This window comes from Sphingosinicella sp. LHD-64, from assembly GCF_031157375.1.
Taxonomy (GTDB): domain Bacteria; phylum Pseudomonadota; class Alphaproteobacteria; order Sphingomonadales; family Sphingomonadaceae; genus Allosphingosinicella.
In genome coordinates, this window is the sequence record NZ_JAVIFV010000004.1 from 735,942 (window position 1) to 755,112 (window position 19,171).

The window sequence follows — 19,171 nt, forward strand, 5'->3', positions numbered from 1 at the left end:
CTGCCCTATCCTGGCTGCCGCGAGCGCAACCGCCCGCCGGACGGGCGCGCATATAGGGGAAGAGCGGGGAGGGGGCAAGTGCCATGCGGGACCCAGCCTGGAGGAGAATGGCCATTAGGCGGGACGGCGCGGCCATCGCGGAAAGGTGACCTGCCAGGCAGGGTGATAACGTATCGATGCCGAAATCAAATTGATCGTTCCGAATATTTTTGCTTGTCTCTGCTTTCAGGGGGGCTTCGATGGCAATACTTACGACGGAGGAGAAATCGGCCGTCACGGCCTACACTTCGTCCTATTATCGTGCGATCAACGCATGCCTCCGTGGCGATGGCGGATGTGACGACAAGGTCAAATCCACCATTGAAGCGCTCGACCGGGCCATCGCCAAAAGCCTGCTTCCTGCCGAGCAGGTTGTTTTCAGGGGTGTCAGCGACAATTATGCGTCCTATCTAAGGAGCAGCGGCCTTCGCACCGGGTCCGTCGTGATCGACGATGCATATGTCAGTACCTCACGCGATCCCAAGAAGGCGTCGTTCTTTGCGGCTATTCCGCCGGAGGGCCTGATAATGAAGATTCATATTCCTGCAGGCAGCCTCGCCCTTGATGTGGCGCCCTATTCCGACTTTCCCGCCGAGGAGGAGATTCTTCTCCCGAGAGGTACAAAGTTGCGGGTCACTGGTTACGACAGTGGGACCCGAACGCTCGAAATGGAGGTGATCTGATGGCGAACGATCGTGCTGCCCGATTCATCGCCAGCAGCAGGAAGGGCGTCAGAATCGACAACAGTGGGGCCACTGGCGAGCCCCTGCTGGGGAAGCGTCATTCGGCAAAGGCTGCAAGCGGCCTGACGCGACCTGTGCGGCCGTCCGATGACCTCGCGGTCATCACCGGAGGTGCGGCGCTGCCGCGCAGCCAGGTCGTCAGCAAAGTCTGGGACCACATCAAGAAAAACAACCTCCAGAACCCCAAGAACAAGCGCGAAATCCTGGCCGATGATAAACTGAAGAAGATATTTGGCAAGGACAAGGTATCGATGTTCGAAATGAACAAACACCTATCGCGCCACCTTTCCTAGTAGCGACCGCGACCTACGTTTGGATAATAGGTGAGCTGAGAGTTGGCCTCACCCAAAACACGCTGCCTTATCCTGGCTGCCGCGAGTGCAACCGCCCGCTGTACGGGCGCGCATATAGGGGAAGAGCGGGAAGGGGGCAAGCGGGGAGGGTGTTGCGGGCCCAGCCGCGCGAAACGTGCCTGCGCTTGCCCGGATTCAGGGGCCGACTGCCGAGGAGCGCAGAGTCAGACGGATCATTTTGTTGGATTAATGTAGGATTTCATCTGCGATCCGGTCGCCTCTGAAACCCAAGTGCGGAGGACGACATGGCTTACGTTACGGATACCCAGCTTGCCGCCGACAATGGCTCGACGCTCGTCGAGCATATTGCCGATGGCGCGGGAGCGACGGCACGCACGGTGCAGGGTAAGCTGAGGGATGTCGTGCACGTCGATGACTTTGGCGCTGTCGGAGACGGGATGGCCGACGATAGCGGCGCATTCACAGACGCGCTGAGCGCATTGCAGAGTCAGGGCGGGGGCACGCTCAGGATCGGGCGCAAGACCTACGCCATTGCCAGCCCGATCATACTCGACGCGCCTCATCCGATGAGCCTCGTCATCGAAGGCGAAGGTGCAGGGTCAATCATTCGCCAGACGACTGCAAATGCATCGGTCGTCGAGATCGGCGCCACTCAGATCCAGCGCGCCTCGGCGTTCCGGCGACTCGCACTGACCAATGCGGGTACCGGCGGCCACATCATCTCGGTGGGACGCAAGGGCTGCACCCTGTTCGAGATGGATCATGTCGATATCGCACAATCCAATCCGGCCAAGCATGTCATCCACGCCCCCCATGGCGAAGTCTATGACAGCCGGTTCCACGGTGGTGACTGGTATCTGCACCCCGGCTCCACCGTTTCCGGAGTCCATATCCGCACCGATCCGGTGAAAGGCCCCAGTTTCAACGAGAATATTTTCGAGAATCTGCGCGTCCATCAGGCCTATGCCGCGCCCTTCTTTGATATCGCCAGCGCAGCTTCCGACAGCTGGTTGGTGAACAATACGTTTCGCCACATCAATTTCGAGAAATGCCGGGGCGGTGGTATTAAGTTCGCAAACGCTCGGGGGTGGACGATCGAGAATCTCAGCTTCTGGGATCAGGATTCCGGTCCCTACGCGGGGCACCTCATCCACGCTGCCGGCAATGGCGGCTACGCGTCAGTGGCGAACAGCTTCAAGGCGATCCTGCGTCACGGCGACTCGCTGGCGCCTGGCAAGCGAGACATTTTCTTGGAGGACGCCGATTTCTCGTTCGTGGCCAATTGCTTCACGCAGCATGCCGACGGCCCGTCCTACGATTGGAACAACAAGAATGTCGTCGTGATTGGGCTACTCTATGGAGAACTGAATGTTGGCGGCCGCACATCGTTGCGGGGCGATCAGTTGATCAACTACGGGTCGATTTTCGGCGGTTCAGTATATGGCGACGCGCTACTGAGCGTAGGTGGGATCAACGTGCCGGAACAGTGCCGGATCTCGTCCGGCGGCGGCTATGTCAACTTCGATGCCATGGCCAACGGGCTCGGGCAGATTTTCGCCGCGCGCGCGCCTGATGGAACGATTACCAAGCTCGTGTTCGCGGCGGACGGCCAGTCGTTCTGGCCGCTGACCGATGCCAAAGTCGATCTCGGCTTTGCCGGCCAGAGTTTCCGCGACGCCTATTTGTCAGGGACGCTCAAGGTCGACTCGGTTCAGGTCGTTTCCTCGCAGCAACCGCCGATCACCGACGCGAAGGGTGGCGACGAAGTGCCTAAGATCAACGCGATTCTTGCCGCACTTCGGGCGCATGGCCTGATTGCGGCCGCTTGAAAAGGAGGAGGAGGTCGTCCGCATCGCGGGTGATCTCCTCCGCATATTATGGGCGTCCTCCTTGTCCGGCGACGCCCCTCTGATCGCCGCACACAGGCTGGGTTCCGGCGAGGACCTCGATCAGGGCGCTACATATCTATGAGAAGGTCGGGCTGCTCACGCCCAATCGGCGCCCGGTCGGCTGGCGGCTCTACGGGATTGCGATGCCAGGGTTTGCGATGATGGTGCACCCAATTCCCGTTGCTCCACTCGCCGCGCATTCCCGGATCAAGTCCGAGATGACAAAGAGGGGTGGTCAGTCCCTAATCTCCCCAGCTGCTGTTTTGAATCCCTTGGCTGTGTGCTCGATCCGGGAAGCTCCAGATGGCAGCAAAGCTGAAGTAACAGGACAGTAAATCAAAGATGATCAACAATCATTGTAGATAAACCCTTTCTTCGCGAGCCCGATTCACCTAATCCATGGTGCTGGAGGGGCCTTGCCGAAATACGGACCTTATCATCGCGTCAGCAGTACGTCGCAGACCGATGAGGATGCGGCGAAGATCGTGGCCAGTTCGGAACTGTGGGGTAAGCCCCCGCGTGGCAGCGATATTCCGCAGCCGCAGGCCTATGACGGCCCGCTGCCGCCGGATAGGATCGGTATCGAATTCTGGACCGATGTCGCGCCGCATAAGGGAAGTCCGCCCGGGCAGGTCCGCTGGGTGCCCGGCGATCCGGGCGTGGTGAGGATCGACGATGATTATGCTAAGATCGCCATCGTGGTAACGAAGAACACCCATCCGAGGCCTAGATGACCCGTCAGATTCCGCTCGACGAATGGCCGCTGGGGCTGGAGATGGAGGCGTTGCAGCTGACGCTCGCGCCGGCCGAGCTTGCGCGGCGGGCGGGGGTGACATTCGCGCGGGACCATGATTCGCTCGACGATTTCGACGCCGCGGTGATCGACCTCGGCGAGGGCCGCAGCTTCGGGCTTCAGCATCATCTGAACGCGCCGCATCCCGGCACCGTCGTCCTGCTGGAAGCCGGCAACGATGAGGGCGTCAGGGATGTCGTGCGCGTCCTCAAGCTGAAGCGGCAGGAGATCACCTGGGCGGCGCCGCAACTGGTGAGGGCCGTCGAGCGGGCATTTGCCGGGCGCAAAGCCAAAGGCCTTGCGGACGCTTTGATCGCCACCGCGGCCACGACCGCTGCTGTTGCGGCCACGGTCAAGCTAGGCATGACGGCCGGGATGCGGGGGTCAAAGAAAGCGTCGCGCTCCGGAGGGCGCAAGACGAGTGGCTGACGCGAGGTGGATTGTGATCCATATGGGTTAGTCTATTTGGCATTCGTCACGCTGATATGGTAAGCATCCGCAACACTGGAAAAGTGTAGCTGGATCCCGGATCAAGTTCGGGATGACGAAAGGGCGCCGTGTCAGCCCTTATCCTTCTCAACCGCTGCTTCGAGACCGCGGCCACGTGCTTCGATCGCCATTATTGCGATCATGGTGCCGTCTCGTTGTTCTTTCGGCGGCGTAACCATGATAGGCGCGTCGCGATGGAACGGGTATCCTTGATCGTCGGCTTTGCCTGCCTCGGCATCATCGGCTCGGTCGTGATCTACGTTTTTCTCCTCTCGGGACCGGCCGGCTGGCAGGACCGCATTGCCAGCGACCATGCCAGGAACGAGGTCACTTACGACTTTCGCCTGCCATCGATCGACGGCGATAGCGAGCTCAGCATGACCTGCAGGCCCAACGAGCGGATCCGCGCCGTCCTGTTCACGGATCGGTTGGGACCGTCCGGATCGGGCGAGCCGCTGCGCGCGGTCCGCGTGCGCCTCGATCAGGGCCAGCCTGTCGTGCGGCGGATCGTCGTCAGCGAAGGGACGATCGCCCTGACCGATCCCGACGATCCGGCGTCCTCCGATTTCATCTCTTCGCTCGCCGGCTCACGGCGCTTCGAGGTCGAGCTGGCCGCGCCGAGCGGCGGGGCACGATTCGTCGCGGCCTTCCATACGATCGGCGCAGACGATGTCGTCGCCGACCTGAGGCAGAACTGCATCTAGGGCATGATCAGCTTGGCCTGAAGCACCTCGTCATTGCTTCGTCGCTTCGCTCCTTGCAATGACGATACAGCCTAAAATTGATCGCGCTGCAGGCAGGCGGCGTTGTGGTGCCCGGACCGTAAAACGGGGGGATCAGCCCGCGGCGCCGGTGCGCCTGACGAGGCTGTCCAGAGAGCAGCCCAGGCGGCTCAGGACATTGCGCGTGCAGGCGAGCCTTTCCTGCTCTTCGTCCCATCCCTCCGGCGCTCGGGCGTGACACTCCCGGCCGCATCGGTAGATTGCCGGCAGGTCCGGGCGGGTCGGGCCCAGCGACCATTCCGGGACCCAGCAGGGATTGCCGTAGAGGTCGATCAGCGCCCATCCCCTCTCCCGTGCAACGACATCGACCTGCGTTCCCACCGCCGCCGATCCGATCGTCCCGCGCCACCCGCGCCGCGGCGTGTTCTTGCAGGACGTATCGCCCGCCATGTATCGGACTTCGCCGCCGCCGGACCGGACCAGCCGCACCAGTTCCATCCGCTGGAAGTGCATCGAGAGGAAGAACCAGGCGAGGAGAGATGTCCCGATCACCCCGACCACGAGCGATCGAATGTTGCGCCTGGTCGATTCTCGCCGGTAATCCCGCAGCTCGCGCTCGATCGTCTCGTCATCGGGGAAATCCTCGTCGACGTCCGGGTCCACGCCCCAGTCGGGCCGCATCTCGTTCCCCCTCGGCATGCCCCTGTACTCCCCGACTTCGGTTCCGGACGATCGGCAGAATGCCTGTCTCGTCAGCAAATGAAAGGCGAGAATGAATGGTCCCGCCAAATGACCGAGTCGATGCGCCCGAGGGTCCGGGGGCTGCGGACTCTAAGGCTGCAGACCGGGTGTAGGCGGATCGTCACCGGCTGCGGCCGCCGTGCCGAGGCCGAGCCCCATGCCCATGCCGCCCATGCCCGCGCCCGTTCCTCCGCCGCCGCGCCCGCCGCCGTCTTGCCGGGCGTCGCCGCCGCCGCGCTCGGCCTTGCCGCGGCCGCCGCCGGCGCCCGCCGGGCGGGTCGGGCCCTGCATCGGGATGTCGAGATCGGCGGGAATCGGATCGAGGTCGAGCGCCGCGCGGATGAAGCTGCGCAGCGCGACGACGAGCGCGTGGGTGTGGACCGGACGGCCGGCGACCAGCTCGCGCGCGGCCCGTTCGGCGAGGCGGACATGCTCTTCGGTGCCGAGCAGGATGATGTCGGAGAGCGCGGCCTCGACGGCGTCGCGGATGCGCCGCGGACGGTCCGACCCGGGAGCCGGGTCTTCCGCCTCGGCCGTCTCGGTCGCGTCGCCGCGGCGCAGGTCGCGCAAATGGGTGGGATCGACGGTGAGGGTGCCGGTGAACGAGCCGCCGAGGACCTTGTAGGCGGCGATGAGGGTGCGCAGGCGCTCGTTGATCTGGCGGTTCATCCGCTCGCGGCGCTGCTGGATCGTCATCATCACGACGAGGCGGATGCCGACGCCGATCAGCGCGACCAGCGCGAGGCCGATCAGGGTCGCCAGGATGCTCTGCCACGAGCTGAAATCCACGCCGCGCATGACTGCCTCCGCGAGACGACCGGCGGCGGATCGAACGCATGGGGCCGCCGCCACGCGCAGCTCCTTACAGGAGCGAAGGGCGGGGCGGTAGCGCATCCGCAGCGACCTCGGCGGCAAGACTTGCGCGTGTCGCTGACCCAAAACGGGGCGCTTCGCAGTCCGGCGCGGCGATTTCGGGCGCCTGGCGGGTTGCCTTAACGACAGCGCAACCCTGTTCGCGCTAAGCCCCGGCGATGGCCGGGCCGGAAGCGACGAGGCAGGTGAGACAGGGTGACGCCGCGCGCCTGCTGCTGGCCGCGGCGCGCGAGCGCTTTGCCGTGGCGGCGACCGACCTGCTGCTGCCCGATCGGGCGCGCCTCACCGAATGGCAGCGGCTGACGGCGGCCTCGCTCCTGACCCGGCTCGTCGCCTCGATCGAGGACGATTTGCGCACGCGCCTCGCCGGACGCTTCGCGGCCAACGAGGCGCTCCATGCCGCGCTGAGCTCGGCCCATGTCCCGATCGCGCTCCCGATCCTCGAGCGCGCGCAGGTGTTGCGCGATGCCGATCTCACCACCGTCCTGGTCCGCCGCGCCGAGGAGCATCGCTTCTGGAAGGCGGGGGCGCCGGCCGGGCGCGACGACTATCTGTTCGAGCTGGTGCGCGACGCGGACGAGCATATCGCCTCGGAGGCGATGGCGCTGGTGATCGCGCGCAGCCGGCGCTTCGACCGCTTCCAGGAGCCGGTGCTGGGCCAGGTCGAGCTGCCGGCGGAGCTGCAGCACAAACTGGTCTGGATGGTCGCGGCGGCGCTGCGCCAATATGTCGTCCAGCATCATCACGCGACCGGCGTCGATGCGGCGATCGAGGAAGCGGCGAGCGCGCTGATCGCCGGCTATGACGAGGGCGAGAGCCTCGAATCCGCCGCCCGCCAGCTCGCCCGCCGCCTTCACCATGCCGGGCGGCTCGACGGCGCGGCGCTGGCGCGGATCATCGGCGACGGCCTGCTGCCCTTCTTCCTCGCCGGCGTCGCGACGCTCGCGGCGCTCGATATGGCGGCCGCCTGGGAGGTGCTTTCCGATCCGCGCGGGCGCGGGCCGGCGCTGCTGCTGCGCGCCGCCGGGCTGGAACGCGACGAGGCCGGCGCGGTGCTGCTGGCATTGGGCGCGCGCGGGCCGCTCCTCTCCGGCGCGGAGGGCGAGGCCGTGGCGACGCAGCTCGAGCTCTACGACACGGTCGATCGTGCGTCGGCGCAGGAGGTGCTGCGGCTCTGGCAGGCCCACCCGGCCTATCGCGCCAGCGTCGCCCGCATCTCGACGCGCACGCACCTCGGCGAGGCGGCATGAGCATCCTGACCGACGAGCGTCCGGTCACCGGCCGCATCGATGCGGACGGTCGGCTGGTCGCCGCCGATCCGCCGCTGGCGGCGCTCAACGAACGCGCCGGCGGACGCGAGGGCGGGCCGCTCTCCGTGCCGCAGATCGCGGCGCTCGCCCGGCTGGCGCGGCGTCTCGGCATCACCGTTTCGCGCGCGGCGATCGCGGCCGACGGCGACCAGGACATCGACCTGTGGGTGCGCGCCGCCCCCGAAGGGGACGAGGTCGCGCTTTCGATCACGGGATGGGCGGCGCGCCCGGCCGCCGAATCCACCGCGCCGCCGGAGCGCGAGGCCGATTTCGTTCGGGCCGCTGCCGACTGGACCTGGGAGACCGACGACACGCTGCGCCTGACCGCGCTCTCGGCCGCCGCGGCCGCCGCGATCGGGCGGCCGGCGGGCGAGCTGACCGGCAGGCAGCTCACCCGCCTGTTCCGTTTTCGGGAAAGCGCGGACGGCTCGCTCCCGATCCTCGCCGCGCTCGCCGAGCACGGACGCTTCGACGGCCAGGTCGCCGAGCTGCGCGCCGGCCGCAAGGGGCGTTATCGCCTGTCCGGCGTGCCGCTGATCGACGGCATGGGCCGGTTCGCCGGCTTCCGCGGTGCCGCAGTCAGCCTGCGCGCCGAGGATGCGGCGCCGGCGCCGGCCGCGACGGCGGTGCCCCACGAGGGCTCGGCGTTCGGCGAGCGGCTCGATCAGGCGCTGCGTGCGCCCCTGACCGAGATCGTCGACAATGCCGAGCGCCTGCGCGCGCGCGACGAGGGGCCGCTGCGCAGCGACTATGCCGGCTATGCCAGCGACATCGCGACCGCAGGCCGCCACCTGCTGGCCCTGGTCAACGATCTCGTCGACCTGCAGGCGATCGAACGGGCGGACTTCGTGCCCGAGGCCGAGGAGATCGACCTCGCCGACCTCGCACGCCGCGCCGCCGGCCTGCTCGCCGTGCGTGCTGCCGATCAGAATGTGCGGATCGGTGCGCCGGCCGAGGACGAGGCGCTCAAGGCCACCGGCGATTTCACCCGCACGCTCCAGATCCTCGTCAACCTGATCTCGAACGCCGTGCGCTACACGCCGGAGGGCGGGCAGGTCTGGATACGCGTCGAGGAGGAGGGCGACCTCGCCCTCGTCATCGTCGCCGACCAGGGCAAGGGGATCGCGCCGGACGATCAGGAGCGCATCTTCGGCAAGTTCGAGCGGGTCGACCCGTCGGAGCCCGGCGGCACCGGCCTCGGCCTCTACATCGCTCGCCGATTGGCGCGGGCGATGGGTGGCGACCTCGGCGTGGACAGCGCGCCGGGGCAGGGCGCGAGATTCACGCTGACGTTGCCGCGCGCCTAACCGTCATGCCAGCGCAGGCTGGCATCTCGGGACCAGAAGTCGCTAACGTCGCCACATGAGCGGGGGCTGGGTCTACATCATGACGAACAAGCCGCACGGCGTGCTGTACGTCGGCGTGACGGCGGATTTGGCGCAGCGGGTCAGTCAGCACAGGAACGGGGAAGGGTCCGCTTTCTGTCGCCGGTACAACGTCATTCGCCTCGTCTATGCCGAGATGCATGACAGGATCGAGGACGCCATCGCACGCGAAAAGGCGATCAAGGCCTGGCAGCGGCTTTGGAAACTGCGCCTTATTCAGGAGCAGAATCCGACTTGGCGGGATTTATACCCGGATTTGATCGGTGCGTGACAATAACGTCACCGCAATGAAGACGGGTTCAGGGAAAAGGGCCGAGCCTTTCCGGCCTGAGATGCCAGCCTTCGCTGGCATGACGATAAGGACGTGCCTTACCGCTTCCCCACCGGCACGTAGTCGCGCTGCGTCGGGCCGGTGTAGAGCTGGCGCGGGCGGCCGATCTTCTGCTCGGGATCGGCGATCATCTCGTTCCACTGGGCGACCCAGCCGACGGTGCGTGCGAGAGCGAAGAGGGCGGTGAACATCGTCGTCGGGAAGCCGATCGCGGAGAGGATCACGCCCGAATAGAAATCGACGTTCGGGTAGAGCTTCTTCTCGATGAAATAGTCGTCCTTGAGCGCGATCTCGGCAAGCTCGCGGGCGGTGTCGAGCACCGGATCGGAAATGCCGAGATCGTCGAGCACCTCGGTCGCGGTCTGCTGCATCACCTTCGCGCGCGGATCGAAATTCTTGTAGACGCGATGGCCGAAACCCATCAGGCGGAACGGATCGTCCTTGTCCTTGGCGCGGGCGATATATTCCGGAATCCGCTCCGGCCGGCCGATCTCGCGCAGCATGTTCAATGCCGCCTCGTTGGCGCCGCCATGGGCCGGGCCCCAGAGGCAGGCGATGCCCGCGGCGATACAGGCGAAGGGATTGGCGCCCGAGGAGCCGGCGAGGCGCACCGTGGAGGTCGAGGCGTTCTGCTCGTGATCGGCGTGGAGGATGAAGATCCGGTCCATCGCCTTCTCGATGATCGGGTTGACCTCATAGGGCTCGGCCGGGACGCCGAAGGTCATCCTGAGGAAGTTGCCGGTGTAGCTGAGGTCGTTCTGCGGGTAGAGGAAGGGCTGGCCGACCGAATATTTGTAGGCCATCGCGGCGATCGTCGGCATCTTGGCGATCAGCCGGTGGCTGGCGATCATCCGCTGCCTGGGATCGGTGATGTCGGTCGAATCGTGGTAGAAGGCGGAGAGGGCACCGACCACGCCGCACATGATCGCCATCGGATGGGCGTCGCGGCGGAAGCCACGGTAGAAGGTCGCGAGCTGCTCGTGCAGCATGGTGTGGCGGGTGATCGTGCGGGTGAACTGCTCGAGCTCGTCGCTGCCCGGCAGCTCGCCGTTCAGCAGGAGATAGGACACCTCCATGAAGTTCGACTGCTCGGCGAGCTGGTCGATCGGATAGCCGCGGTGGAGAAGGATGCCGGCGTCGCCGTCGATATAGGTGATCTGGGACTGGCAGGAGGCGGTGGAGGTGAAGCCGGGATCGTAGGTGAAGACGTCCGTCTGGCCGTAGAGCTTGCGGATGTCGATCACGTCGGGTCCGACCGAGCCCGACATCACCGGATAGTCGAAATTCTTGTCGCCGATCGTCAGGCTGGCTTTATCCGCCATGGTCTTGGTCCTTCCCCATCTGGTCGGCGATCCGCCCGAGGCTCTCGTCGCGCCCGAGCAACGCCAATACGTCGAAAATCCCCGGCGACATGGCCCGTCCGGTCAGCGCGGCGCGCAGCGGCTGCGCCACCTGTCCGAGCTTGACGCCTTCGGCCTCAGCAACCTCCCGTACCGCCTGCTCTGTCGCCTCGGCGGTCCAGTCGGCGAGGGCCGACAATTTGCCGTGCACGAGGGTGAGCAGATCCCGCGCGGAGCCTTCTAGCAGGACGGCGGCCTTTTCGTCCATGTCCAGCGGTCGCACCTTGAACAGGAACAGAGCACCGTCGGCCAACTCGTTGAGATCCTTGGCCCGCGGCGTCAGGTGCGGCATCGCGGCGGCAAGCAGGTCGATGTCGGCGAAGTCGAGTCCGCGCTTCAGCCGGCCCTCGATCTTGCGATCGATCAGGGTGGCAAGCCGGCGCGGCTCGGCGGCGCGCAGATAATGGCCGTTGAGATTCTCCAGCTTCTTCATGTCGAAACGCGACGGGGAGCGCCCGATCTGCGGCAGATCGAACCAGGCCGTGGCGTCCTCGCGCGAGATGATCTCGTCGTCGCCATGGCCCCAGCCGAGCCGGAGCAGATAGTTGAACACCGCCTCGGGCAGCATGCCGAGCTCGTCGCGATAGGTCTCGACACCGAGCGCGCCGTGCCGCTTGGAGAGCTTGGCGCCGTCCGCGCCGTGGATCAGCGGCACATGCGCGTAGACCGGCTCGGTCCAGCCCATCGCGCGGATGATGCCCAATTGGCGGAAGGCGTTGTTGAGATGGTCGTCGCCGCGGATGATGTGGGTCACGCCCATGTCGTGATCGTCGACCACCACCGCGAGCATGTAGGTCGGCGTGCCGTCCGAGCGGAGCAGGATGAAATCGTCGAGCTCGGCATTCTGGACGGTGACCGGCCCCTGGACCTGATCGTCGATCGTCGTCGCGCCCTCCTGCGGGGCCCGCAGACGCAGCACGTGCGGCTGGTCCGCCGGGCCGTCGTCGCGGTCGCGCCACGGACTGACGATCCGGAAGGGGCGGCGCTCGGCCTGCGCAGTGGCGCGCTGCTCCGCCAGCTCCTCGGCGGTCATCCAGCAGCGATAGGCCGCGCCCGTCGCCAGCATCTGGTGCGCCACTTCGGCGTGTCGATCGGCGAAGCGGGATTGGTACCAGACCTCGCCATCCCAATCGACGCCGAGCCATTTCATGCCGTCGAGGATCGCGTCGATCGCCGCCTGGGTGGAGCGCGCCTTGTCAGTGTCCTCGATCCGGAGCAGGAACCTGCCGCCGAAATGGCGGGCGTAGAGCCAGTTGAACAGGGCGGTGCGCGCGCCGCCGATGTGCAGGTAGCCGGTGGGCGAGGGTGCGAAGCGGGTGACGACGTTGCTGGGCATCGGGCTTGCGCTCACGCGCGCATTCTCCAAGGATGGGCCGCATGGCGACCGGGGAAGGAGGGGCCCCTAGCATAGGGAGCAGACCGCGCGGAAGGGGCGGCCCTACCCAGACATGTCCGGGTGCGCTTCCTTCGCCTTTCCGTCATTCCCGCGAAGGCGGGAACCCATGAACACTGATATCGCCGATCTGGTCGAGGCCGACGTTCTTGGGTCCCGGATCACGTCCGGGATGACGGCTTTGGGCAGGCGGGTCGAGCATCTTGCCGAGGCGGAGCGCGATCAGCTGCCGCTGTGGCTGCCCGTCGGGCTGATGGCGGGGATCGCCGCCTGGTTCTGGCTGCCCGACCGGTTCGGCTGGATGGCCTTCGCGGCCGGGGCGGGCGCGCTGGCGCTGGGCTTCGCGGCGACGGCCGGCGGGACGCGCTGGGGGCGGGCACTTGCCTTGTTCAGCCTGGCGGCGGCGATCGGCATCGGGCTCATCTGGTGGAAGAGCGAGCGGGCAGCGGGGCCAAGGCTCGAGCGCGAGGGGCTGGTTGAACTCACCGCCTCGATCGACGCCGTGCGGCCGCTGGCTGCCGAGCGTACGCTCCGCCTGCTCGTCGCACCGCAGGATCCCGCCATGCCGCGGCGGCTGCGCGTCACGTTGCCCGAAGCCGACGCGCCGGCGGGTCTCGCGCCCGGCGCCACCGTCCGGGTGCGCGCCTGGCTGATGCCGCCGGCGCCGATGGCGGTGCCCGGCGCCTATGATTTCGCGCGGGCCGCCTGGTTCCAGGGGATCGGCGGCACCGGGCGTGCGCTCGATGTGACCGTGGTCGCGGCGCCGTCCGGCCAGAGCTGGCGCGCCACCATCGCCGACTGGCGGCAGCGGCTCGCCGCCCATGTCCGCGGGCAGCTCGGCGGCGGGGAAGGGGGGATCGCGGCCGCGCTCGCCACCGGCGACCAGTTCGGCATCTCCGAAGCCGACGCCGAGGCGATGCGGCGATCGGGCCTTGCGCATCTGCTGTCGGTGAGCGGGCTGCATCTCACCGCCGCGGTGGGCGCGGTGATGCTGCTGACGCTGAAGCTGCTCGCACTGAGCCCGACGCTGGCGCTGCGCGTCCGGCTCGTCCTCGTCGCCGCGGCGACGGGGGCGCTGGCCGGGGTCGCCTATACGTTGCTCACCGGCGCCGAGGTACCGACGGTGCGCGCCTGCATCGCCGCCTTGCTGGTGCTCGCCGGCATTGCGCTCGGCCGCGAGGCGCTGACGCTGCGGCTGGTGGCGGTGGGCGCGCTCGTCGTGCTGCTGCTCTGGCCCGAATCGCTGGTCGGGCCGAGCTTCCAGCTCAGCTTCGCCGCGATCACCGCGATCGTCGCCCTGCACGAGAATCCGCGCATCCAGCACTGGCTGTCGCGCCGCGACGAGGGCGCCGTCGCGCGGATCGGCCGCTTCCTGTTCGGGCTGGTCCTCACCGGCCTCGCCGTCGAGATCGCGCTGACGCCGATCGCCTTGTTCCATTTCCACAAGGCCGGGCTCTACGGCGCGGCGGCGAACGTCGTCGCCATTCCGCTCACCACCTTCGTCATCATGCCGCTCGAGGCGCTGGCGTTGCTGTTCGACACGGTCGGTCTCGGCGCGCCGTTCTGGTGGCTGACGGGTCAGGCATTGTCCTTCCTGCTCTGGTTGGCCCACGCGACCGCCGATGCACCGGGGGCCGTCGCGCTGCTGCCGGCGATGCCGCGCGGCGCCTTCGCGCTGCTGGTCGCAGGCGGGCTGTGGATCTGCCTGTGGCGCACGCGCTGGCGCCGGTGGGGGCTGGCGCCGGTCGCGGCGGGCGCCATCTGGGCACTGGCGACGCCGGCGCCGGACCTGCTCGTCACCGGCGACGGCCGTCATCTCGTCGTGCGCGACGTCGCGGGGCGGCTTGCGCTGTTGCGCCCGCGCGCCGGCGACTATGTTCGCGATACGCTGGCCGAACTGTCCGGCGCCGAGCCCGATTTCCTCGATCTCGACCGCCTGCCGGCCGCGGCCTGCAGCGCGGACCTGTGCGTCGCCCATCTCGACCGGGATGGGCGCCGCTGGCGCCTGCTCGCGACCCGCACGCGCCATTTCGTGCGCTGGGACGCGATGATCCGGGCCTGCGCCGAGGCCGACATCGTCGTCTCCGACCGCCTCCTGCCGCGCGCCTGCCAGCCGCGCTGGCTGCGCGCCGACCGTGCCTTCTTGCGCCGCACCGGCGGCCTTGCCATCAGCCTCGGGCCCGAGCCGCGGGTGGCGACTGTGGCTGGGCAGGTCGGCCGTCATCCCTGGGCGACGGCGCCGTAAGTCGCGATTGCCACCCCGGCGCAGGCCGGGGGAAAATCCACATCCATCCGCGCTCCACGTCTTCTGGATTGCTTCGTCGCTTCGCTCCTCGCAATGACGGCCAGATGCTGATCCGTCCCTTTGAGCCTGCCGACGCGCCCGTGGTCTGGACGATCCTGGAGCCGGCGATTCGCGGCGGCGAGGTGTTCGCCCTGCCGACGGACATGATAGAGGCGGATGCGATCGCCCATTGGTGCGCGCCGGACCGGGCGACCTTCGTGGCCGAGGAGGAAGGGCGCGTCCTCGGCACCTATTACATCCGCGCCAACCAGGCCGGGCCCGGCGCGCATGTCGCCAATGGCGGCTATGCCACCGCGCCCGAGGCGGCGGGGCGCGGCGTCGCCCGCGCGATGTGCCTCGATTCGCTGAAGCAGGCGCGCGCGCGCGGGTTTCGCGCCATGCAGTTCAATTTCGTCGCCTCCAGCAACGATCGGGCGGTGCGGCTCTGGGAAAGCTGCGGCTTCGCCATCGTCGGTCGGCTGCCCGGCGCCTTCGCCCATCCGCGGCTGGGCGAGGTCGATGCGCTGGTCATGTTCCGGCGGCTGTGACCGGATTCGCGCTTCGCCCCGCGATCGAGGCCGATCTACCGGCGCTCCGGGCGCTGATGGCGCGCGCGATCGCGGAGCTCCAGCGCGGGTTCCTGACGCCGCAGGAGATCGCGGCCAGCCACTCGGTCATGGGCCTCGACACCCAGCTGGTCGCCGACGGCACCTACTGGCTGGCCGAGGCGGCGGGCGGCGAACTCGCCGGCTGCGGCGGCTGGAGCCGGCGCCGCACCCTTTACGGCGGCGATCACAGCACGAAGCTGCGCGACGCCGGTCTGCTCGACCCCGCGGTCGATGCCGCCCGCATCCGGGCCATGTACACCGATCCGGATTTCACGCGGCGCGGCGTCGGCCGGCTGATCCTCGAGGTCTGCGAGCGCGAGGCGGCCGCGGCGGGCTTCCGGCGCTTCGAGCTGATGGCGACGCTGGCCGGCGTGCCGCTCTACCGGGCCTGCGGCTATGTTCCGGTCGAGGAGGTCCGCGCGGAGCCCGTCGACGGCGTTTGCGTGCCGCTGGTCCGGATGCGCAAGGACGCCTGACGCGCGTTTCGGCGGCTGGCATCCGTTCCGGCCATGGGCTAAGCCGCGTGCCGTGGGGGTTGACCCGAAAGGAGCGTTCTCATGGCCGTCGCCAAGACCATCGAAATCATTTCCGGATCCGCCGAAGGCTTCGACGCCGCTGTCCGCGAAGGCATCGCCAAGGCCGCCGAGACGCTCGACAATATCGAGGGCGCCTGGGTCAAGGACACCAAGGTCGTGGTGCGGGACGGCGCCGCCGCCGAATGGCGGGTGACGCTCGCAATCACCTTCATGGTCAAATAGGCACGGCGGATCAGTCCGCGGCGGACGGCACGCGGGTGAGCTGGGTGTAGGCCAGCCGCCAGCGGCCGTCCTGTTTCGTCCAGACATGGGCGATGCGCAGCCGGCGGCTCTGGCGGGCGCTGCCGTCCTGGACCCAGCTCAGGTTGAAGAGCCCGCCGGTCAGCGCCGCATCGGCCCACACCCGGTGCATCGGCTGATCGATCTCGTAAGGATCAACCCGGAAGCCCGGCACCTCGAAATCGGCGAGGTACGAGTTCTTGTCCTGCATGCTGGTGTCGGAGTTCACGAGCATATAGTCCTCGGTGACGAGGTCGCGGATCGTGGCCGTGTCGTTGCGGACGGTCGCCCGGTTGAGCGCGTCCCAGGCCAAAGCGAGATCGGCCGGCATCGCCGCGCCAGACCCGGTCGCGGCGGCGGCCGTTCCGGTCATCGCGACGGCCAGCGCCGGCGCCATCGCCAGCAGGCTCCGGCGGGTCAGGCCGGACGCCTCGTCTTCTTCGTGCATGGATGCTCTCCTCTCCTCATCGCCTCGTGTCGGTGGCGATCCAGTTCATTTCCCAGCTGGCGCCGCCGTCGGCCGAATAGGCCTGCTCGAAGCGCGCCTCGTTCGGCGAGACCTGGGTGATGACGAAGCGGACCAGGATCGCACGCCCCTCCAGCATGTCCTGGCCGTAGAAGACGCCCCGGCCGCGGCCGTCGAATCCGCCGAAGACCGGCGCCGTCAAAAGGCCGTTGCGGTAGCTCGCATAGTTGAGGCTCCACTGGCGGCTCTGCGGATTGTAGAGCCGGAGCGAGACGCCCTCGATCCGCCCGGCCGGCCCTTCGACCGACAGCTCCACGATGTTCGCCCGCCCGCCGGCGATCGGCCGCACGAGGCTGGTGCCTCGGTATTCGGCCCAGTCCGCCGGCGCGCCGGAGAGGGGATTGCGCCGCACGCGGACCTGAGTGGTCCAGGTGCCCGTCTCGAAATCGAAATCGCGCTGGCCGTCGCGTTCGGCCGGCGCCTGCGCCGCCGCGGGCACTGCCGGCTGCGCGAGAGCAGCGGCGGCAGGGCAGGCGATGGCGAGAGTGAAGGAAAGACGTCGGTATCTGACCATCGGCTCGAGGCTCCTGCTTCGCGTAGGCAATCGGCGGTCCGGATCACCAGCGCATCCGGCCGCCCGGATCGTCGACGGCGACGACGTCATAGCTTTCCAGCATCGGCATCAGCACGGCCTCCAGCTCGTCCTTCCACAGCCGGCTTTCGTAGAAGCTGGCCGCCAGCGCCGCGCGCGTCGCCGCGTCGCGAAAGCCGCGCATGAAGACGAAGGCGTCCGGATCGTCCACCGACAGGAACGGGCCCAGGATCGGCATGCCGAGACGGGCATGTTCGGGGATCGATTTTGCCCGGAAGACCTCCAGGAACCGTGTCCGCATGCCTGGCTTCGTCCGATAGGTGCGCATTTCGACGATCATTTTCGGGCCCTCGTCGAAGCGATGGTGGCGGGGAATCCGCAACGGGCGCAAGGACGCACTTTCCGGTAACCGGGAGGATAGCATGGTCAGTCTGTACAGCATCGGGGCGCGCGACGAGGCGCCGACGCCGATGACCGACTGCCCGATGACCGCGGCGCTGAACGCGATCGGGGGGAAATGGGCGCTGATCTGCCTCTATTTCCTCGACACCGGCACGCGCCGGTTCAACGAGCTACGTCGGCTGATGCCCGATGTCTCGCACAAGGTGCTGGCCGAGACGCTGCGCAACCTCGAGCAGGAAGGGCTGATCGTTCGGACCGTCCATTCGCTGGCGCCGTCGCACGTGGAATATGAGATTTCCCCGCACGGCGAATCCGTGCTCCCCCTGATGCACGCGGTCCGCGCCTGGGGCAGGGGGCATCTGACCTGGCTGAGGGCCCGCGCCAGCGGGTAGCCGCGGTCGCCGATCGCGCGAAAACCGGGATCGGCAGCTCGCGAAGCCGGACCGCCCGATGTGGCGGCATTTGCGAAGAGTTGGTGACGCGCGCGCTGCGGCGACGGGTGCGGCTCGTGTCTTGACACGCAGCTTTCCTCTCTGGGTCCGGTGTATGGCATGATTAATGCAGCGATACAGTTGCACCGGTGGGCCGGTGCAACTTCGTTGGAGGATTCTATGACGACCCATTTCGCCGTTCGCGCCGTTGGCGCCGCGCTCGCCGTCCTGCTCGCCACGACCATGGCGGCCGCCCATCCCGGCGAGCCGGCGCATGGCCCGGCGCCCGCTCCTGGAACCGAAGCGGCGCGCGATGCGAGACTGGATGCGGCGGGCGACGCAGCGAGCGATCGTCGCCGCTATTGTATCGAGCGGCCGCGCACCGGCACGATACTGACGCGCCCGATCTGCAAGACCCGCGCCCAATGGGCCCGGATCGGAATCGAGATTCCGCGGCAGTGACAGGAGGAGAGCCCGCGGCTTTTCCGCCGCGGGCGCCCTTCTGTGCCGTCTATGCCTTCTCAATTCTAGAGCGTGATAAGTTTAAGTTGCATCGTCATTGCGAGGAGCCCTTCGACGCCGCCTGCGGCGTCGCTCAGGGTAAACTGCCGCTTCGCGGCCGCGACGAAAGCAATCCAGCCTGACTCCAAGGCCGCACTGGATTGCTTCCCCCGGCCTGCGCCGGGGTCGCAATGACGAAGTGTGTTCAGGTGAAGCTGATCGTGTTTTAGTCTGTCTTCACGCAGGCGAGTTCGTTGCCGGCGGGGTCGCGGAACTGGAAGCGGCGGCCGCCCGGAAAGGCGAAGGTCGGCCGCACGATCGTGCCCCCGGCCTGCCAGACGGCGTCGAGCGCAGCGTCGAGATCGTCGACCTCGATCACCGGCAGGGGCGCCTGCGTCGCCTCTGCGGCGTCGCCCTGAAGCCCGATGTCGGTATCGCCGCTGGTCGTCGCCGCATAGGTCGGCCCGAACGTGGTCAGCGACCAATCGAACACGCGTTCATAGAATGCCCTCACCGCTTCGGTGTCGGCGACAGCCAGCTCGACATAGTTCAAACGCGCCATCGAAAGGCCCTTCAAGTCCCCGCGGGCACCATGGCCATGCCCGGAACAGGATGGCCCACGCCTGCAAATCCACCATCGCGCGACGGGC

23 protein-coding genes are annotated in these 19,171 nt (G+C 67.5%); 15 read left to right on the forward strand and 8 right to left on the reverse strand.

What is annotated here, in order from left to right; translation table 11 throughout:
• The first annotated feature begins 239 nt into the window (after window positions 1-239).
• From RCO27_RS17080 to RCO27_RS17105, 6 genes are all read left to right on the forward strand, one after another.
• Window positions 240-722: an ADP-ribosyltransferase gene (locus RCO27_RS17080; protein WP_309003904.1), complete on the forward strand. Its 483-nt coding sequence runs from the start codon at window positions 240-242 to the stop codon at window positions 720-722.
• A complete protein-coding gene (locus RCO27_RS17085) occupies window positions 722-1,075 on the forward strand; it encodes an SWIB/MDM2 domain-containing protein (RefSeq protein WP_309003905.1) in 354 nt (117 codons plus the stop codon). Before RCO27_RS17080 ends, RCO27_RS17085 begins: the two co-directional genes overlap by 1 nt.
• A 305-nt stretch (window positions 1,076-1,380) precedes the next feature.
• On the forward strand, window positions 1,381-2,925 hold the full coding sequence (locus RCO27_RS17090) for a glycosyl hydrolase family 28-related protein (RefSeq protein WP_309003906.1): 1,545 nt from the start codon (window positions 1,381-1,383) through the stop codon (window positions 2,923-2,925).
• Window positions 2,926-3,401: 476 nt separating this feature from the next.
• Window positions 3,402-3,719 carry a hypothetical protein gene (locus tag RCO27_RS17095; RefSeq protein WP_309003907.1) on the forward strand — a complete coding sequence of 106 codons (318 nt, stop codon included), beginning with the start codon at window positions 3,402-3,404 and terminating at the stop codon, window positions 3,717-3,719.
• Between the two features lie 50 nt (window positions 3,720-3,769).
• Window positions 3,770-4,207: a hypothetical protein gene (locus RCO27_RS17100; RefSeq protein ID WP_309003908.1), complete on the forward strand. Its 438-nt coding sequence runs from the start codon at window positions 3,770-3,772 to the stop codon at window positions 4,205-4,207.
• A gap of 254 nt (window positions 4,208-4,461) precedes the next feature.
• Window positions 4,462-4,971, forward strand: a complete 510-nt coding sequence (locus tag RCO27_RS17105) for a hypothetical protein (protein ID WP_309003909.1) — start codon at window positions 4,462-4,464, stop codon at window positions 4,969-4,971.
• 132 nt (window positions 4,972-5,103) lie between these two features.
• Here the strand turns inward: RCO27_RS17105 and RCO27_RS17110 are convergent, their stop codons facing one another.
• Together RCO27_RS17110 and RCO27_RS17115 are read right to left on the reverse strand one after the other, a co-directional pair.
• Complete coding sequence (locus RCO27_RS17110; RefSeq protein ID WP_309003910.1) at window positions 5,104-5,688, reverse strand: hypothetical protein; 585 nt, start codon at window positions 5,686-5,688, stop codon at window positions 5,104-5,106.
• 132 nt (window positions 5,689-5,820) lie between these two features.
• Window positions 5,821-6,528: a hypothetical protein gene (locus RCO27_RS17115; protein WP_309003911.1), complete on the reverse strand. Its 708-nt coding sequence runs from the start codon at window positions 6,526-6,528 to the stop codon at window positions 5,821-5,823.
• Window positions 6,529-6,761: 233 nt separating this feature from the next.
• Here RCO27_RS17115 and RCO27_RS17120 point away from each other — a divergent pair, with 233 nt between their 5' ends.
• From RCO27_RS17120 to RCO27_RS17130, 3 genes are read left to right on the forward strand one after another with little or no spacing between them, the layout of a single operon-like run.
• Entirely contained in the window at window positions 6,762-7,853 is a 1,092-nt protein-coding gene (locus RCO27_RS17120; RefSeq protein ID WP_309003912.1) for a DUF2336 domain-containing protein, read from the forward strand.
• Complete coding sequence (locus tag RCO27_RS17125) at window positions 7,850-9,220, forward strand: HAMP domain-containing sensor histidine kinase (RefSeq protein ID WP_309003913.1); 1,371 nt, start codon at window positions 7,850-7,852, stop codon at window positions 9,218-9,220. Before RCO27_RS17120 ends, RCO27_RS17125 begins: the two co-directional genes overlap by 4 nt.
• Before the next feature lie 55 nt (window positions 9,221-9,275).
• Window positions 9,276-9,569, forward strand: a complete 294-nt coding sequence (locus RCO27_RS17130) for a GIY-YIG nuclease family protein (RefSeq protein WP_309003914.1) — start codon at window positions 9,276-9,278, stop codon at window positions 9,567-9,569.
• 98 nt (window positions 9,570-9,667) lie between these two features.
• On the opposite strand, the gene RCO27_RS17135 is transcribed toward RCO27_RS17130, so the two are convergent.
• Both RCO27_RS17135 and gltX read right to left on the reverse strand, forming a co-directional pair.
• Window positions 9,668-10,951, reverse strand: a complete 1,284-nt coding sequence (locus RCO27_RS17135; protein ID WP_309003915.1) for a citrate synthase — start codon at window positions 10,949-10,951, stop codon at window positions 9,668-9,670.
• Window positions 10,941-12,365, reverse strand: coding sequence for a glutamate--tRNA ligase (gltX, locus tag RCO27_RS17140; RefSeq protein WP_309003980.1), 1,425 nt, complete (start codon window positions 12,363-12,365; stop codon window positions 10,941-10,943). Before gltX ends, RCO27_RS17135 begins: the two co-directional genes overlap by 11 nt.
• Before the next feature lie 166 nt (window positions 12,366-12,531).
• On the opposite strand from gltX, the gene RCO27_RS17145 reads away from it, so the two are divergent.
• The 4 genes from RCO27_RS17145 to RCO27_RS17160 all read left to right on the forward strand — a co-directional run bounded on the left by RCO27_RS17145 (window position 12,532) and on the right by RCO27_RS17160 (window position 16,072).
• On the forward strand, window positions 12,532-14,667 hold the full coding sequence (locus tag RCO27_RS17145) for a ComEC/Rec2 family competence protein (RefSeq protein ID WP_309003916.1): 2,136 nt from the start codon (window positions 12,532-12,534) through the stop codon (window positions 14,665-14,667).
• A gap of 104 nt (window positions 14,668-14,771) precedes the next feature.
• Window positions 14,772-15,254, forward strand: a complete 483-nt coding sequence (locus RCO27_RS17150; RefSeq protein ID WP_309003917.1) for an N-acetyltransferase — start codon at window positions 14,772-14,774, stop codon at window positions 15,252-15,254.
• The gene (locus tag RCO27_RS17155; protein WP_309003918.1) at window positions 15,251-15,790 is read left to right on the forward strand and encodes a GNAT family N-acetyltransferase; all 540 of its coding nucleotides are present in this window, start codon (window positions 15,251-15,253) and stop codon (window positions 15,788-15,790) included. Before RCO27_RS17150 ends, RCO27_RS17155 begins: the two co-directional genes overlap by 4 nt.
• Before the next feature lie 81 nt (window positions 15,791-15,871).
• A complete protein-coding gene (locus tag RCO27_RS17160) occupies window positions 15,872-16,072 on the forward strand; it encodes a dodecin family protein (RefSeq protein ID WP_309003919.1) in 201 nt (66 codons plus the stop codon).
• A 10-nt stretch (window positions 16,073-16,082) separates the two neighbouring features.
• Here RCO27_RS17160 and RCO27_RS17165 read toward each other — a convergent pair whose 3' ends face one another.
• The 3 genes from RCO27_RS17165 to RCO27_RS17175 are packed head-to-tail and all read right to left on the reverse strand — an operon-like array spanning window position 16,083 to window position 17,629.
• The gene (locus tag RCO27_RS17165; protein ID WP_309003920.1) at window positions 16,083-16,577 is read right to left on the reverse strand and encodes a nuclear transport factor 2 family protein; all 495 of its coding nucleotides are present in this window, start codon (window positions 16,575-16,577) and stop codon (window positions 16,083-16,085) included.
• Between the two features lie 16 nt (window positions 16,578-16,593).
• Window positions 16,594-17,169 carry a hypothetical protein gene (locus RCO27_RS17170; protein ID WP_309003921.1) on the reverse strand — a complete coding sequence of 192 codons (576 nt, stop codon included), beginning with the start codon at window positions 17,167-17,169 and terminating at the stop codon, window positions 16,594-16,596.
• 43 nt (window positions 17,170-17,212) lie between these two features.
• Window positions 17,213-17,629: an NIPSNAP family protein gene (locus RCO27_RS17175; RefSeq protein WP_309003922.1), complete on the reverse strand. Its 417-nt coding sequence runs from the start codon at window positions 17,627-17,629 to the stop codon at window positions 17,213-17,215.
• Here RCO27_RS17175 and RCO27_RS17180 point away from each other — a divergent pair.
• Window positions 17,610-17,981 (forward strand): helix-turn-helix domain-containing protein, encoded by a 372-nt coding sequence (locus tag RCO27_RS17180; protein ID WP_309003923.1) that lies wholly within the window; start codon window positions 17,610-17,612, stop codon window positions 17,979-17,981. The two genes, RCO27_RS17175 and RCO27_RS17180, sit on opposite strands and share 20 nt — an antisense overlap.
• A gap of 219 nt (window positions 17,982-18,200) precedes the next feature.
• On the forward strand, window positions 18,201-18,482 hold the full coding sequence (locus RCO27_RS17185; RefSeq protein WP_309003924.1) for a hypothetical protein: 282 nt from the start codon (window positions 18,201-18,203) through the stop codon (window positions 18,480-18,482).
• A gap of 265 nt (window positions 18,483-18,747) precedes the next feature.
• Here RCO27_RS17185 and RCO27_RS17190 read toward each other — a convergent pair whose 3' ends face one another.
• The gene (locus RCO27_RS17190; RefSeq protein WP_309003925.1) at window positions 18,748-19,083 is read right to left on the reverse strand and encodes a VOC family protein; all 336 of its coding nucleotides are present in this window, start codon (window positions 19,081-19,083) and stop codon (window positions 18,748-18,750) included.
• Window positions 19,084-19,171 lie beyond the last annotated feature (88 nt).

Coding starts and splice junctions, on each gene's coding strand:
- RCO27_RS17080 (WP_309003904.1), top strand. CDS start 240: ATGGCAATACTTACGACGGAGGAGAAATCGGCCGTCACGGCCTACACT.
- RCO27_RS17085 (WP_309003905.1), top strand. CDS start 722: ATGGCGAACGATCGTGCTGCCCGATTCATCGCCAGCAGCAGGAAGGGC.
- RCO27_RS17090 (WP_309003906.1), top strand. CDS start 1,381: ATGGCTTACGTTACGGATACCCAGCTTGCCGCCGACAATGGCTCGACG.
- RCO27_RS17105 (WP_309003909.1), top strand. CDS start 4,462: ATGGAACGGGTATCCTTGATCGTCGGCTTTGCCTGCCTCGGCATCATC.
- RCO27_RS17110 (WP_309003910.1), bottom strand. CDS start 5,688: ATGCCGAGGGGGAACGAGATGCGGCCCGACTGGGGCGTGGACCCGGAC.
- RCO27_RS17115 (WP_309003911.1), bottom strand. CDS start 6,528: ATGCGCGGCGTGGATTTCAGCTCGTGGCAGAGCATCCTGGCGACCCTG.
- RCO27_RS17120 (WP_309003912.1), top strand. CDS start 6,762: ATGGCCGGGCCGGAAGCGACGAGGCAGGTGAGACAGGGTGACGCCGCG.
- RCO27_RS17125 (WP_309003913.1), top strand. CDS start 7,850: ATGAGCATCCTGACCGACGAGCGTCCGGTCACCGGCCGCATCGATGCG.
- RCO27_RS17130 (WP_309003914.1), top strand. CDS start 9,276: ATGAGCGGGGGCTGGGTCTACATCATGACGAACAAGCCGCACGGCGTG.
- RCO27_RS17135 (WP_309003915.1), bottom strand. CDS start 10,951: ATGGCGGATAAAGCCAGCCTGACGATCGGCGACAAGAATTTCGACTAT.
- gltX (WP_309003980.1), bottom strand. CDS start 12,365: ATGCCCAGCAACGTCGTCACCCGCTTCGCACCCTCGCCCACCGGCTAC.
- RCO27_RS17145 (WP_309003916.1), top strand. CDS start 12,532: ATGAACACTGATATCGCCGATCTGGTCGAGGCCGACGTTCTTGGGTCC.
- RCO27_RS17150 (WP_309003917.1), top strand. CDS start 14,772: ATGCTGATCCGTCCCTTTGAGCCTGCCGACGCGCCCGTGGTCTGGACG.
- RCO27_RS17160 (WP_309003919.1), top strand. CDS start 15,872: ATGGCCGTCGCCAAGACCATCGAAATCATTTCCGGATCCGCCGAAGGC.
- RCO27_RS17165 (WP_309003920.1), bottom strand. CDS start 16,577: ATGCACGAAGAAGACGAGGCGTCCGGCCTGACCCGCCGGAGCCTGCTG.
- RCO27_RS17170 (WP_309003921.1), bottom strand. CDS start 17,169: ATGGTCAGATACCGACGTCTTTCCTTCACTCTCGCCATCGCCTGCCCT.
- RCO27_RS17180 (WP_309003923.1), top strand. CDS start 17,610: ATGGTCAGTCTGTACAGCATCGGGGCGCGCGACGAGGCGCCGACGCCG.
- RCO27_RS17175 (WP_309003922.1), bottom strand. CDS start 17,629: ATGCTGTACAGACTGACCATGCTATCCTCCCGGTTACCGGAAAGTGCG.
- RCO27_RS17185 (WP_309003924.1), top strand. CDS start 18,201: ATGACGACCCATTTCGCCGTTCGCGCCGTTGGCGCCGCGCTCGCCGTC.
- RCO27_RS17190 (WP_309003925.1), bottom strand. CDS start 19,083: ATGGCGCGTTTGAACTATGTCGAGCTGGCTGTCGCCGACACCGAAGCG.